Origin of the sequence: Pseudenemella bisphenolivorans, assembly GCF_051133435.1 — a bacterium.
GTDB lineage: Bacteria > Actinomycetota > Actinomycetes > Propionibacteriales > Propionibacteriaceae > JAAYAO01.
In genome coordinates this window covers 848254-861601 of record NZ_JBPGNY010000001.1, presented here as the reverse complement: position 1 = coordinate 861601, position 13348 = coordinate 848254, and the positions used below count along the sequence as shown (strand labels likewise).

Below are 13348 nucleotides of genomic sequence, written 5' to 3'. Positions count from 1 at the left end.
CACATCACTTCGGGGCGATCCATGCCTTGTCGAGGGTCAGCATGATGTCGTTCGACACCCCGACGCCGAAGACGTTCTTGTTCCAGGCCGCGAAGGAGATGTCCCCGCCCAGGGGTACCACCGGCAACTGATCCAGCAACCGGTTCTCGAGCTTGTTGATGGTCTCCCGGCGGTCATCACCCTGCTTGCCCCGCAGTTCGTCCAGCAGGGCGTCGGTCTCGGGGTCCTTGAAATTCGACGCATTGCCCGGCGAGGTCGAGTACAGCAACATGTGCATCCGCCAGTAGGGGTCGGTGTTGGTGAGGAAGGCCGAGGTGCTGGAGGCTTCGTAGTTCTTCTCGACGAAGACCTTCACGGTCAGCTCCACCACCGTCCGCAGGTGATCGGACTTCACCTCGAAGCCCACCGCTTCGAGCTGGCTGGTGAGCATCAGCACCTGCTCGCGCATGATCGGCGCGGAGTTCGCGGTGATGGTGAGTTGGCCGTCGAAACCGTCCTGCTTGGCCTCCTCGAGCAGCTTGCGTGCCTCGTCCGGGTCATGGGCGGGAGCCTCGGCGGACTCCTGGTACCACGGTGAGGTGGGTCCGAAGAAGTGCTTGGACGGGATGCCGAGCCCGTCGTAGACCCGGTCGTGGAGAGCCTCGGCATCGATGGCGTGGGCGATCGCCTTGCGCACCCGCACGTCCTCGGCGGGCTTACCGTCGGCGGTGTTGAGCACGATGATGTTGCCCTGGTTCTCGACCTCCATCCAGCCGGAGACGTCGGCCTCCCGGGCCTGCTCGATCACCTTGAAGTCGCGCAGCATCGCCAACTGCACCGAACCGGACTGCAGGGCTTCGAAGGACGTCTGGTTGGCTCCCAGCCAGACGAAACGCACCTTGTCGAGATGGGGTTTGCCGTCCCAGTACTCGGGGTTGGCCTTGAGCACCATCTCTTCCTGCGGCTTGTACGACTCGACGACGAACGGGCCGGCACCGATCGGCTTGAAGTTGTCCTTGCCGCCGGCGATCGCCGCCGGAGCGACGATGAAGCCGAGCCCCTTGCCCAGAGACATGTTGAAGGTCGCCCAGGGCTTCTTCAGGGTGACCAGGACGGTGTGCTCGTCGACCTTTTTGGCCCCACCCCAGATCGGGCCGAGCACGCCGAGGTCGTAGCCCTTGTTCTCGAAGTAGTACGTGAACGAACCCAGCACGGCATCGGCATTGACCGGACTACCGTCGGAGAACTTCGCATCCGGACGAAGCTTGATCGTCCACTCCGTGAAGTCGTCATTGGGCTCCACCGACTCGGCCAGGCGCGGCTCGAACTTCTGCTCGACCTCGTTCCAGCGCAGCAGTTGGTCGTAGACGGCGGTGAAAACCGTGCCGCCGGTCAAACCGGTGGGGATCAACTGAACCGGATCGAGGGAGCGGGGTTCGCTCACCTCCGCAATCGTCAGGGTGCCGCCGTCGACCGGATCCGAGGGCGGCTCCTGTACGTGCATGCCGGGTTCGTAGGAGTTGGCCGGATCCTTGGTTTCCGGCTCGTCGGTGCCCCGAACCGTGCCGCAGGCGGCCAGCGCGAGTATCCCGACCAACACGACAGTGCCACGAGCTATCCGTCGTTTCATGGATGAGTCCTTTCAAGCGATACACAAAGCACGGCGACGGGCGCCGAAGGGCTCAACGTTCGATGATCGCCGGCAGCAGGCCGGGGCCGTCGTCGTCGAGAATGAGTCGGGCGAGCTGCTCATCGGCGTAATGGGGCTCGGCCCACAGCATCTGAACTTGTTTCGCTCGCCGGTAATAGAGCTGCACGTCGACATCGGTGATGAAGCCGATGCCGCCGAAAACTTGTTGACCGTTCGCGGTCACCGCGCGGTAGAGATCGCAACCGCGACGCTTGGCCATCCACGCCAGGGTCAACGCCGCCGGCGTATCCCGGTCCTTGGCCCAAGCTGCCTGGTACGCCAACAGCCGCGCGGAGTGATAGTCGACCAACTGGTCGGAGACCCGATGGGCGGTGGCCTGGAAGGAACCGATCGGCTTGCCGAACTGCTCCCGGGTCGCGGCGTAATCGCGGGTCATCCGCAGCACCTCCCGGATGCCGCCGACACAGTAAGCGCTCAGCGCGACCTGGAAGGTGGCCAGCACGGCCTCGAGTTCGGCCGCGCTCACCGGACGGGCGGTGACTTCGGCCGAAGCGGGCACGACCAGGTCGAAGCCGACCTGATGCAGCAGCTCGCGAGCCATCGTGTTCTGCTCGGCGAGGGTGCCCTCGGCCACCGGTACGGCGTAGACCCCGTAGCCCTCCCCGCGGTGGTGCCGCGCCACCACCAACAGCGGATCGGCCTGTGCGGCACAGTGCACGAAAGACTTGGTACCGCGCAGCCGGATCCCGTCCCCCTCGGGTTCGGCCGTGCTGGTCATGGCAGCGGGGGAGTACCCACGTCCGGGCTCGGCCCAGCCGATGCTCGCGATCTGGGTTCCGTCGGCCAGCCTCGGCAGGATCTGCGTGCGGGAGTCGTCGGTGCCCAGGTCGTTGACCAGTTCGGCGACCAGCACACTCGAGACCAGCACCGACATCGGAATCAGGGCGGCGCCGAATTCTTCGCTGATCACCGCGGTCTCGACCATGCCGCCACCGGAACCACCGAAGTCGGGGTCGATTCGCATACCGAGCACACCCATCCGGCCCAGGTGCTGGTGCACCTCGGGTGGGAGCACTCCCGGCCCGTCCTCGCCCTGCCGGACGATGTCGGTGTCGTAGTGCTTGGTGCACATGTCCCGCACGGATTCGGCGAGAGCCTCAAGATCGGCATCGAGTTCGAGATCCATGTTTCACCTTTCGTCGGTGTCGATCAGGTCGGTCCAGGGGATGTCCCACGCGCCCGCGCCGGTCAGCACCGTCGCGGTGCCATGGCCGACCGGGTGGGTGGTCGATTCGGTGAAGCGCACGTCGCGGCGGTGCACCGAATCGTTGAGTTGTTCGGTCGCGGTCTGTCGCCCGGACAGGGTCAGATGCTCGCCGGGGTGGATGGAACGGTTGAGGTTCAGCCGCAATTGGCACAACCGGGCGTCGGGCCAGGTGTCGGTGACCAGCCAGCGGCTCAGGAACCCGAGCCGGGCCGGGGTGTTCACGATGATGTCCTCCATGCCGGACGCACGGGCCGCGGCCGGGTCATGATGAAAGGCCGTCACATCGCGGCTGGCCAGGGCGCTCAGGATCACCGTCGAGGTGTCGATCGGCACCTCCAGTGAGGGCAGCGGCTCGCCGTCGATCTGCTCCGGCTGGGCGGCCGGTTTCGCTTCGGCTTTCGATTCGGCACCCGCAGCCGATTCGTCCAGGCGGTAGGCCGAGAAGCCCCAGGTGGTCACGGCCACGATCTCGTCGCGCTGGTTGCGGATCTCCACGCCGATGTCCCAGGTGCGCCCCGGGCCGCGGCGCATCGGCCGTTCCGGCGATACCCGCTTGATCGCATAGCGCGAGGTCAGCAGATCGCCCTCGTGAACCGGCGCCCCGTAACGGTTGTCGATGCTGCGCACCACGGCGAAGGGATAGCCCAGGGCTGCTTTCAGGTCATGGTGCAGGCTCAGGCCGCTGCCCTGTTGTTCGTGCGGTGACCAGCGCGGCCCGGCCAACCAGGTCGTCGCCATCACCGCGGGGGCCCGCCGCTCACCGGGGGCCGACGTCCAGTAGCTCGCGCCGCCGTCGCGCACCCCGGAGGCCCAGGCCATTATCGAGTAGGCATCCACCGGGGCCGGTGCCGGCCGCTCCAGGGTGGTGCGCAGCAATTCCCGAGCGGACTCGGGGAGTTCCTCGGATCGGGCGTCGGGGGCGGTCATGACCGCACCGGGAGTTTCAGGCCGAGCCGGGCCAGCAGGTTCTTCTGGATCTCGGTCGAACCACCACCGACGGTGACGTTCACCGTGGCCCGGTAGGAGGTCTCCCAGAAGCCGTCGGCCACCGCACCGGCTGCGTCGCTCTTCAGCACCGCCTCGGGGCCGAGCTGCAGCGACATGAACCGGGCCATCTTCTGGTGCAGGTGGGTGAGGGCCAGCTTGCACATCGAGGCCTCGATCGACGGCACCTTGCCCTTCAACCCCTGGTCGGTGACATACAGCAGCAGCAGCCTGGCAACCTCCAGGTCCATCGCCAGGTCGACGATGCCGGAGCGCACATCGGGCCGGTCGGCCGGGCGCTCACCGTCGACGTCCGGGGTGCGGGCCCAGTCGACGATCATCTGCATCTTCGATTCCAGCCAGCCCACCGCGTAGATGGTGAACCGCTCGTAGGCCAGCGCCTCGCGAACATAGGTCCAGCCCTTGTTCACCTCGCCGACGACATGGGAGTCGGGCACGAAGACGTCATCGAAGAAGACCTCGTTGGTGCGCTCGTCGCCGAGGGTCTTCTGTTCCAGGACGGTGAGCCGGGAATCGTCCAGGTCGACCAGGAACAGGGTGATGCCCTCGTGCTTCTTCGCCTCCGGGTCGGTGCGGGCGGCCACCCAGTACCACTCGGCGAAATGGGCCGAGGTGGTGAACCGCTTCTGGCCGTTCAGGATCCAGCCGCCCTCGGTGCGGGTGGCCCGCAACTTCAGCGAGGCCAGGTCCGACCCGGCGTCCGGTTCGGAATAGCCCAGCGCGAAGTCGATCTCACCGCGCAGAATCCGGGGCAGGAACCAGTCCTTGAGCTCGTCGCTGCCGTGGTTCATCAGGGTCTTGCCGATCAGGCCGACGCCCTTGCCGGTCAGCGGGGCTCCGCTCTGGGCGAGCCGCTCGTTGAGCAGGTACTCCTGGGCGCCGCGGATGTTCTTGCCGCCGTACTCCTCGGGCCAGGTCAGCCCGAGCCACCCCCGGGCACCAAGACGCTTGATCAACTCGCGTCCGGCCGGCTCGCTGGCCGCCGAGGCGAAGGTGTCCATGTACGGACGGAAGATCAGGTGGGCATCGTCGCGTTGCCGCTCCCCGTCCAGGAACTCCTTGACCTGGCGATCGAACTCTTTTTCTTCCGCGCTGAATGTGAAGTCCATCGGTTCTCCTAGCGGGTGATGCTCTCGGGGCGCTGCCGGGTGGCGAAGCTCTGCTGTCCTCGGCGCAGCAACTCGCGCTGGTTGCCCGCACCGAGCAGGAAATTGGCCGAATCCAGGGCGGCGGTCAGCCCGTGGCGCCGGGCGGTCCACAGGGCCCGGACGGTGGCCTGTACCGGCACGGTGGGGGAAGCGGCGATCGCGGTGGCGATCCGCTGGGCGAGCCCGGGGAGTTCCTCGGCCGGCACCACTTCGCTCACCAAGCCGGTGCGGCAGGCGGTCTCGGCGCTGAGCCGCTCGCCGAGGCCGGTCAGGGACATCCGAGCCAGATCACCGAAGTGCATCCGACCCGAGAGCAGGATGGGTTCGTAGACCGCGGCCATCCCGTAACTGACGTGCGGGTCGAAGAAGGTCGCGTGCTCTGCGGCGATGACGATGTCGGCCTCGCCGAGCAGGTAGAAGGCCCCGCCACAGGCCAGCCCGTTCACCGCGACGATGACCGGCTTCCACACGTCATTCGCCTTCGGCCCGATCATGTTGAGCATGTCGTCGTAGGTGAACGGGTCGTACGGGGGAGCCTCGCCGTCATTGACCGGAATCTCGGAGCGGTCGATGCCGGCGGTGAAGGCCTTCGACCCGGCCCCGGTCAGGATCACCACCGAGATGTCGGCCCGGCTGCGCGCCTCCGCCCACACCTCGCGGAGCCGCGTGCACAGTGCCGCGCTCAGGGAATTCAGGGCATTGGGCCGATTGAGGGTGACCGTGGCGATCCCGTCCTCGACCTGCAGCAGTACTTCATCGGCCATCGTCGGCGACTCCTTCGTCGGGGGTGATGCGAAAGTTCGGTAGCCGGCGATCGTCATCGCCGGTTTCGAAGCAGACCTCGACCGGGGTGCCGAAGGTGATGTCGGCTTCCCCCGGTATCCGGGCCACCATGCGGGGGCCCTCGTCCAGTTCCACCACCGCGACCGTGTACGGAACCCGACCCCGGTCGGCTTCGGTGAAGGCGCGGTGGGTCGTGGTCCAGGTGTGGACCCGGCCCCTGCCGGTCACCGGAAACCAGGTGAACTCGGCAGACCGACATTCGGGGCACAGCGGTTGCGGATAGTGCCGCAGGCGCCGACAGCCGGTGCACTGCTGCACCGCCAAGCGGCCGCGGCGGGTTTCGTCCCAGAAGGTGTTGGGGCGGTCGTCCGGCTGTTCGCTCATGCCGCCTCCAGAATCATCACGGCACCCTCGAAGAAGTGCCCCTCGTTGCTGACCAGGGCGAGCTCGGCGTCGGCGACCCGACGCTCGGTGGGCACCTCACCGCGCAACTGCCGGACGGCCTCGACCACGTGGTTCATGCCGGAGACGTGTGCCTCCGACAGCAGCCCGCCGTGCGGGTTGACCGGCAGGTCACCCGACAGGGCGATCCGGCCCCCGGCGACGAACTCCCCGGCCGCCCCGCGTTCGCAGAAGCCCAGGATTTCCAGGCTCACCAGCACGAACCAGGTGGTGGCGTCGTACAGCAGGGCCAGATCGATGTCGGCGGGCCTCACCCCGGCCATCTCGAAGGCCCGGCGCCCGGCGTGGGCGAGGCCTTCGACGACGGTGAGGTCGGCCTTCTGGATCAGTGAGGTGGACGGGTAGGCGTGCCCCTGGGCGATACCGCGAATCCGGGGTGCCGGCTTGGGCAGGTCGGCTGCCCGGTCGGCGCCGGTGATCACCACCGCCGCGGCCCCATCGGTTTCCAGGGAGCAGTCGAAGCGGCGGAAGGGGGTGCTCACCCACCCGGAACCGAGGTAGTCCTCGAGGGTCATCGGGCGGCCGTGGAAGTAGGCCCCCGGATTGAGTTGGGCATGCCGGCGCATGGTGAGGGCGACCTCGGCCAGGTGCAGTTCGTTCAGCCCGGTCTCGTACATGTGCCGGGTGGCGGCCTGGGCGAACCACTGCATCGCATTCAAATGGCCGTGCGGGGCCTCGAACTCGTCGATATTGGCGCGCACCGGGGAGCCGGCCCGGCCGGCCGAGACCCGTTCGCCGGAGTATCCGCGCCGTCCCGCGGGCACCAGGACGACCGAGGCCTGCCCGGTGGCGACCGCCATACACGCGGTCTGGATCGACGAAATCACGCTCGCACCCCCGGTGTGATGGGTGGCGGAGTACTTCAGATCCTTGAGCCCGAGGTTGTCGATGAACTCCTCGGCCGCGCGCCCGGACACCGAGTTCGGGATCACCGCATCCACCTCGTCGGCGCTCAGCCCGGCGTCCTCGAGTGCGGTCAGGCTCGCTTCGAGTTGCAGTTCCAGGGTGCTGCGCCGGGTGCCCCGGACGTAGTCGGTGTGCCCGATCCCGGCGATCACTCCCACATTGCTCAGGGGGTGCCGGTCAGCGAGCGGTGGTCGGGCAGGCGTCACGTGCTCTCCCGCATGACCTCGATGGTGTTGCCGTCGGGATCGGTCACCAACGAGGTCCACACCCCCGGCCGCAGTTCGAAGGGCTCCCGGATCACCTCGCCGCCGGCGAAGTCACGGACCCGACCGATCACACCGTCGAGATCCTCCGCCGTCCAGATCGCCAGGTAGCCCAGGCCCACCTCACCGAAGGCGGACGAGCGGGAGGACGCCTGCGGGGTCTGGTTCGGCACCGCGATCTTGATCATCACGGCGTCGCGCCCCAATCGATGGATCGTGCCCATCGGGGTGTCGGCCGATCCGAGGTCGCCCAGACCGAAGACATCCCGGTAGAAGCGCACCAGGTTCTCGTCGCGGGAAACCAGCCCCACTTCGCATCGCAGTACTGACAAGGTTTTCCGTCCTCTCGATTGCTCCCGGCGGGAGGGGGTTGTGGGGAGCTCGAATCGATAGTTACACTACACGGCATAGCGAAATGCGGCAATAACCAAATTCGATGGGTAGGTCACGATGACTGAGACGCTCCACAACGCCACAGCCCAAGGAGGGGACGGCGCCGCCGCGCCCGATCCCTTCAACCCGCGCGAGGTGTTGAAGCGCCCGACCTTCGCGACCCACGAGGAGGAGCGGGCCTACCGGAAACTGCGCCTGGCCGCCGGGTTCCGGGTGCTGGCCCAGTTCGGGCTGACCACCGGAATCGCCGGACACATCACCGTGCGCGACCCCGAGGACCCGGAGGCCTTCTGGGTGAACCCGCTGTCGAAGGCCTTCCGATTGATGAAGGTCTCCGACCTGATCTGTGTCGACCAGCACGGCAACGTCCTGGAGGGCAACCAGCCGGTGAACCGGGCCGCCTTCGCGATCCATTCCCGGATCCATCACCACAACCCCGAGGTGCAGGCGGCCTGCCATTCGCACTCCCCGTGGGGCCGGCCCTGGGCCGCGACCGGACGGCTGATCGAACCGACCAGTCAGGATGCCTGTGCCTTCTACGAGGCCCAGCAGTTGGTTGGCGGATTCGACGGCGTGGTCACCGGCCTCGAAGTGGCCGACAAGCTCGGTGAGGCCTTCGCCCGCGAATCCCGATCCGCCGGCGGCGTCACCGTCGTGGTGCACGAGAATCATGGTCACCTCACCGCCGGTCACAGCGTCGACGAGGCCGTGTTCTGGTTCGTGCTCTTCGATCAGGTCTGTCAGTCGCAGATGCGGCTGGAGGCGACGGGACGTCCGTACCGGGTGCTGAATGACGCCGAGGCGATGGACACCAACGCCCTCACCGCCACGCACTACGCGGGATGGCTCGGCTTCCAGAGCCTCTACGAAGACGTGATGGCGAACTCGCCCGACATTCAGGATTGAGGATTCGATGAACTTCCATTTCGACGGCATCGGTTACATGGGCCTGGAGGTCGACGACCTCGAGGTGTGGCGCGACTTCTGCGTCAACGTGCTGGGCATGTCCGATGTCACCGGCAGCCCCGTGGTCTTCGGCAATGAGGAGGAGGCCTATTTCAAGGCCGACGACCGGGCCTTCCGCTACCGGGTGAAGCAGGGCAGCAACAGCGGCCTGACCACGCTGGGCTTCGACGTCCGCGACGAGGAGGCACTCGAACATCTGGTGTCCCAACTGCAAGCCGCCGGCCATGAACCACGGGAGGCCGAGGCCGAGGTCTGTGCCCGCCGCGGGGTGAGCCGGATGGTCACCCTGACCGACCCCGAGGGGATCGAGTTGGAGTTCGTCTACGGGGCGATCATCGACGGTGCCCCGAAAGCCCACCCCCAATCGATGGACTTCTTCACCGAGCACGGTTTCGGCCATGTCGTGCTGATGACCCCCAACCCCGAGCCGATGCTCGAGCTGTACCGCAAGGGCCTGGGATTTCGGGTCAGCGACTACATCCGCTTCGGCGAGAACGGCGGGGTCGACTTCCTGCGCTCCGGCCCACGACACCACAGTGTGGCGATCAGCTGCGCCGGCCCGTCCCGGGGCACCCACCACATCGCTGTCCAGCTCAAGGACGTGGATCAGGTCGGCAAGGTGCTCGACCGGGTGATGGACCGGGGTTACGAGATCACCGCCTCCCTGGGTCGGCACAAGAACGACCGGATGCTGTCGTTCTACATGCGCGGACCCTCCGGTTTCGACGTCGAAGTGGGTTGCGATGCCCTGCTGATCGATGAGCGCACCTGGCACGTCCGTCAGGACGCCGCGGGCGACCTGTGGGGACACCGCGGGCTGAGCTCGGAGTCGTTGCAGAAGCGCGAGGAGTCGGCATGAGTGTGACCGTGCTCAGCCAGGTCGGCCCGCTCGACCAGGTCGAAGCCCAGTTCCCCGACGTCACGGTGATTCAGGTACCGCCGAACGAGAAGATCCCGGACGACGTGCGCGGCGCGGTGCTCTTCACGCCGATGCGGGCCACCCAGAATCTCGCCGAGGTGCTCGACCGCGGGGTCGAATGGATTCACCTGGCCGGAACCGGAATCGACGGATTCCGTCCCGAACTGGTGACCGACCAGGTCGTCACCTGCAGCCGCGGAGCCACCGCCACCTGGATCGCCGAATGGGTCGTCGCCCAGATTCTCGCCTTCGAGAAGCGGTTGCCCGATGCCTGGGCCACCGAGCCGCCCGAGCGCTGGGGTACCCCGGCGCTGGGTGGGTTGGCCGGCAAGAAGGTGGCCCTGGTGGGTTTCGGTTCGATCGGGCAGGCGGTCGCCGCCCGGCTGCTGCCCTTCGAGGTGCAGCTCAGCGCTCTGCGGCGCAGCGACGGGCCCTCGGGTATGGACGGTGTGCAGAGCACCCGCTCGGTGGCCGAGCTGCTGGACCGGGCGAGCCATGTGGTGCTGGCCGCCCCCGGAACACCCGAGACCCAGGGCATGGTCAATGCCGACTTCCTGGCGCACCTGCCGGAGGGGGCGCACCTGGTGAACGTGGCCCGCGGGTCGCTGATCGACGAGGACGCGCTGCGTCGGGCCCTGGATTCGGGCCGACTCGCGGCGGCCTCGCTGGACGTGGCCGACCCCGAGCCGCTGCCGGCCGGGCACTGGTTCTACGACCACCCGAAGGTGCGCTTCTCCGCGCACGTGTCCTGGAGCGGGCCCCGGGTCTGGGACAACATGCAACGCACCTTCGTGGACAACCTCGAACGCTGGATCGCCGGCGACCCGCTGCAGAACGTGGTCGATTTCGACCGGGGCTATTGAGGGAGCGGTACTGATGACCGAACAGGCCACCTGTCCACACAGCGGCGCGATCTATGATCCCTACGCGCCGGAGGTGATGCTCGCACCACGGGACACCTATCTGCGGATGCACGAGGAAGCCGGCATGCACTTCCTGCCCGAGTACAACGCCTGGGCGGTCAACTCTTTCACCGCCCTGCGCGCGATCGGCCGCGACACCAAGAACTTCACCGCAGCGGCGGGCTCGACCCCGAACCACGTCCTGCTCGGTGAACCCGCACCGCCGACCTTCGCCAGTTCGAGCAACGAGGAACACCAGCGGCGGCGCGCGATCCTGCAGCCCGGCTACCTGCACAAGGCCGTGGTGGCCGATTCGGGGATGATCCGCGAGATCGCCCGGCAGGTACTCGACGAGGTATTGGTCGAGAAGACCAGCTTTGACTTCTTCGAGGACTACACCCGCAAGGTCTCCACCTGGGTGGCCGGCGTCAAGGCCGGAATCCCGGTCGAGGACATGCCGTGGCTCAGTGAACGGGTGGACGACTTCCTGGCGCGCACGCCCGGGCAGAAGGGCAGCTCACCCGAGAACCTCGAGGCCATCAAGGAGGTCGCGGTCTATCTGCGCCGGATCATCGACGAGGACCCCGGCCCCGAGGACCGGGAAGCACTCAGTCGGTTGCTGGAAGCCGTCCGGGACGGGAAACTGACCCGCGACGAAGCGGCCGCCGACCTGCACACCCTGATCGTCACCGGTGCCGACACCACCGAGATCTCGACCGCGGCCACCCTGTACTACCTGGCCCGGACCCCGCGGTTCCTCGAGGAGGTCCGAGCCGACCCGTCCCTGATTCCGGCCGCCTTCGAGGAGGCCGTCCGGCTGGATCACCCGACCGACATCCTGTGCCGGCAGGTGCTCAACGACGTCGAGATCGACGGTTATCAGCTCAAGAAGGGCCAAGCCGTGATCCTGATGTGGGGTGCCGCCGGGCTCGACCCGAAGCAGTATCCCGAGCCGGAGAAGTTCGACCTGCACCGGCCCGCGAGCCGCAAGATGTCGTTCGGGATCGGCCCGCACATCTGCCTGGGCGAGAAGCTGGCCCGCACCATGGGCGAGATCATGCTGACTGTGTTCTTCGAAGCGGTCGACGAGGTCACCGTCCATCTCGATCGGTGTGAGCGACGGCCCGCCGAGTTCGTGAAGGGCTTCGTCCGGGTTCCGGTCACGGTGGTGCCGAAGCAGCGGCCGAGTGAAGGCGCGTGATGCAGGCGATGTGGATACAAACTACGCCGAAACCGCACCAGAAGGACACAAGGGCCACGAAATGGTGAATGCGGTGGAATTTTCGGTCAGCGACCGGGTCGCGACGATCCGGCTGAACGACCCGGAGCGGGGCAATCCGCTGGCCGAGCCGTTGAGTTCGCAACTGCGCGAGGCGCTGCTGCGGGTGAGTGCGAGCCGCGACATCGACGTGGTGGTGATCACCGGGGCGGGCAAGCTGTTCAGCGTCGGTGGGGCCTTCGCCGCCGAGCCCGACCGGGAGGTGGCCGAGTGGGAGAAATCCGAGCCGGCCCACCGGGCCCGGATGCGGGAGGCGACCGAACTGATCCGGATCATTCGGCAATGCCCGCAGCTCACCATCGCCGCCCTCAACGGCGGAGCGGCCGGTGCCGGGCTGGCGCTGGCCCTGGCCGCCGACCTCCGGGTCGCCAAGGCAGGTATCGGGTTGAACACCGGTTTTCTCACCCACGCCCTCCCCGGCGAACTGGGCGCGATCTGGTTGGCGCAGCGGCTGCTCGGCCCGGCCCGCACCAAGGAGATCTTCCTGCACCCGAAGCGCATCTCGGCCGAGGAGGCCGAACGGATCGGCTTGGTCAACGCCGTGCTACCGGCCGACACCTTCGCCGAGGCGGTTCAGAAGTTCGCGAGCGACTACACCCACAGCGACAGTCGGGCGATGCGCCTGATGAAGCAGAACATCGACGACGCCGAGCACTTGTCCTTCGAGCAGTACTGTGAGCGCGAGATAGATCGCCTGGTGGGCTCGCAGTGGAGTACGGAAACCGGGCAGCGTCGCCGTCCGGGCGCGAAGCACTGATCGGTCGTCCTGATCAGTCGGTTTCGGCCATCGATCCGCTCGGTTGAATGTCGCCGCCGACCGCCTTCTGGATGACCAGTTCGAGGAAATCGTCGTCGGGGGTGACCCAGCCGAGCTGCACCGCCGAGATCAGCGGGCCGTTGATCAGGGTGGCGAAGGCGGCCGGATCGGTGTCCGGCGGTAGTTCCCCCCGGGCCATCGCCCGCCGGATGATCTCCTGGGACTGGGCGCCACGGTCCTTGAGGTAGGCATCGAGTTGGGGGTCGAGTCGATTCTTCTCCAGCCCGGCCCGCGCGATCAGACCCAGCAACGGCGTCTCCAGAAAGAGCCGACGGAGTTCCTTCAGATGGGCTCGGAGCTCCTCCACCAGGTTGCCCATATCGGGCACCACGAGCGCGGGCAGTTCCTGTACCGCCTCGAGCACCAGGGCGGTCGTGTTCGGCCACCAGCGGTAGATGGTCGTGCGTGCCACCCCGGAGCGGGTGGCGATGGCTTCGATGGTCAGCGCCTCCAGCCCGACCTCCTCGATCAGGCCGAGGGTGGCCTCGATGACCGACCGGTGGGCGCGTTTGCTGCGGGGACGCCCGGGCCGGGGCTGCTCGCTCGGCGCGTTCTCGTTCGTTGCGGGTCGGGTGGTCACGACAGTGAGGATAGTAGGTAATCGCGCC

14 protein-coding genes are annotated in these 13348 nt (G+C 67.2%); 5 read left to right on the top strand and 9 right to left on the bottom strand.

Annotated elements, in window-relative coordinates; all coding sequences use genetic code 11:
* Positions 1-4: 4 nt before the first annotated feature.
* Genes ACR4XW_RS04225 through ACR4XW_RS04190 form a run of 8 tightly spaced genes read right to left on the bottom strand, consistent with a single transcriptional unit; the run spans position 5 to position 7796 of the window.
* Positions 5-1609 carry an ABC transporter substrate-binding protein gene (locus ACR4XW_RS04225; RefSeq protein ID WP_434759254.1) on the bottom strand — a complete coding sequence of 535 codons (1605 nt, stop codon included), beginning with the start codon at positions 1607-1609 and terminating at the stop codon, positions 5-7.
* 52 nt (positions 1610-1661) lie between these two features.
* Complete coding sequence (locus tag ACR4XW_RS04220) at positions 1662-2816, bottom strand: acyl-CoA dehydrogenase family protein (protein WP_434759253.1); 1155 nt, start codon at positions 2814-2816, stop codon at positions 1662-1664.
* 3 nt (positions 2817-2819) lie between these two features.
* On the bottom strand, positions 2820-3824 hold the full coding sequence (locus ACR4XW_RS04215; protein ID WP_434759252.1) for a hotdog family protein: 1005 nt from the start codon (positions 3822-3824) through the stop codon (positions 2820-2822).
* Complete coding sequence (locus ACR4XW_RS04210; RefSeq protein WP_434759251.1) at positions 3821-5011, bottom strand: acyl-CoA dehydrogenase family protein; 1191 nt, start codon at positions 5009-5011, stop codon at positions 3821-3823. The genes ACR4XW_RS04215 and ACR4XW_RS04210 overlap by 4 nt, the downstream gene beginning before the upstream one ends.
* An 8-nt stretch (positions 5012-5019) precedes the next feature.
* Positions 5020-5814, bottom strand: a complete 795-nt coding sequence (locus tag ACR4XW_RS04205; RefSeq protein ID WP_434759250.1) for an enoyl-CoA hydratase/isomerase family protein — start codon at positions 5812-5814, stop codon at positions 5020-5022.
* A complete protein-coding gene (locus tag ACR4XW_RS04200) occupies positions 5804-6217 on the bottom strand; it encodes a Zn-ribbon domain-containing OB-fold protein (RefSeq protein ID WP_434759249.1) in 414 nt (137 codons plus the stop codon). The genes ACR4XW_RS04205 and ACR4XW_RS04200 overlap by 11 nt, the downstream gene beginning before the upstream one ends.
* Positions 6214-7407 (bottom strand): thiolase C-terminal domain-containing protein, encoded by a 1194-nt coding sequence (locus ACR4XW_RS04195; protein ID WP_434759248.1) that lies wholly within the window; start codon positions 7405-7407, stop codon positions 6214-6216. The genes ACR4XW_RS04200 and ACR4XW_RS04195 overlap by 4 nt, the downstream gene beginning before the upstream one ends.
* Positions 7404-7796, bottom strand: coding sequence for a VOC family protein (locus tag ACR4XW_RS04190; protein WP_434759247.1), 393 nt, complete (start codon positions 7794-7796; stop codon positions 7404-7406). The genes ACR4XW_RS04195 and ACR4XW_RS04190 overlap by 4 nt, the downstream gene beginning before the upstream one ends.
* 118 nt (positions 7797-7914) lie before the next feature.
* Here ACR4XW_RS04190 and ACR4XW_RS04185 point away from each other — a divergent pair, with 118 nt between their 5' ends.
* The 5 genes from ACR4XW_RS04185 to ACR4XW_RS04165 are packed head-to-tail and all read left to right on the top strand — an operon-like array spanning position 7915 to position 12680.
* Positions 7915-8763 carry a class II aldolase/adducin family protein gene (locus tag ACR4XW_RS04185; RefSeq protein ID WP_434759246.1) on the top strand — a complete coding sequence of 283 codons (849 nt, stop codon included), beginning with the start codon at positions 7915-7917 and terminating at the stop codon, positions 8761-8763.
* 7 nt (positions 8764-8770) lie between these two features.
* Positions 8771-9682 carry a VOC family protein gene (locus ACR4XW_RS04180; RefSeq protein ID WP_434759245.1) on the top strand — a complete coding sequence of 304 codons (912 nt, stop codon included), beginning with the start codon at positions 8771-8773 and terminating at the stop codon, positions 9680-9682.
* Positions 9679-10605: an NAD(P)-dependent oxidoreductase gene (locus ACR4XW_RS04175; RefSeq protein WP_434759244.1), complete on the top strand. Its 927-nt coding sequence runs from the start codon at positions 9679-9681 to the stop codon at positions 10603-10605. The genes ACR4XW_RS04180 and ACR4XW_RS04175 overlap by 4 nt, the downstream gene beginning before the upstream one ends.
* Before the next feature lie 13 nt (positions 10606-10618).
* Positions 10619-11845, top strand: a complete 1227-nt coding sequence (locus ACR4XW_RS04170; protein WP_434759243.1) for a cytochrome P450 — start codon at positions 10619-10621, stop codon at positions 11843-11845.
* A 10-nt stretch (positions 11846-11855) separates the two neighbouring features.
* Entirely contained in the window at positions 11856-12680 is an 825-nt protein-coding gene (locus ACR4XW_RS04165; RefSeq protein WP_434759242.1) for an enoyl-CoA hydratase-related protein, read from the top strand.
* Between the two features lie 13 nt (positions 12681-12693).
* Here ACR4XW_RS04165 and ACR4XW_RS04160 read toward each other — a convergent pair whose 3' ends face one another.
* The gene (locus tag ACR4XW_RS04160; RefSeq protein ID WP_434759241.1) at positions 12694-13320 is read right to left on the bottom strand and encodes a TetR/AcrR family transcriptional regulator; all 627 of its coding nucleotides are present in this window, start codon (positions 13318-13320) and stop codon (positions 12694-12696) included.
* Positions 13321-13348 lie beyond the last annotated feature (28 nt).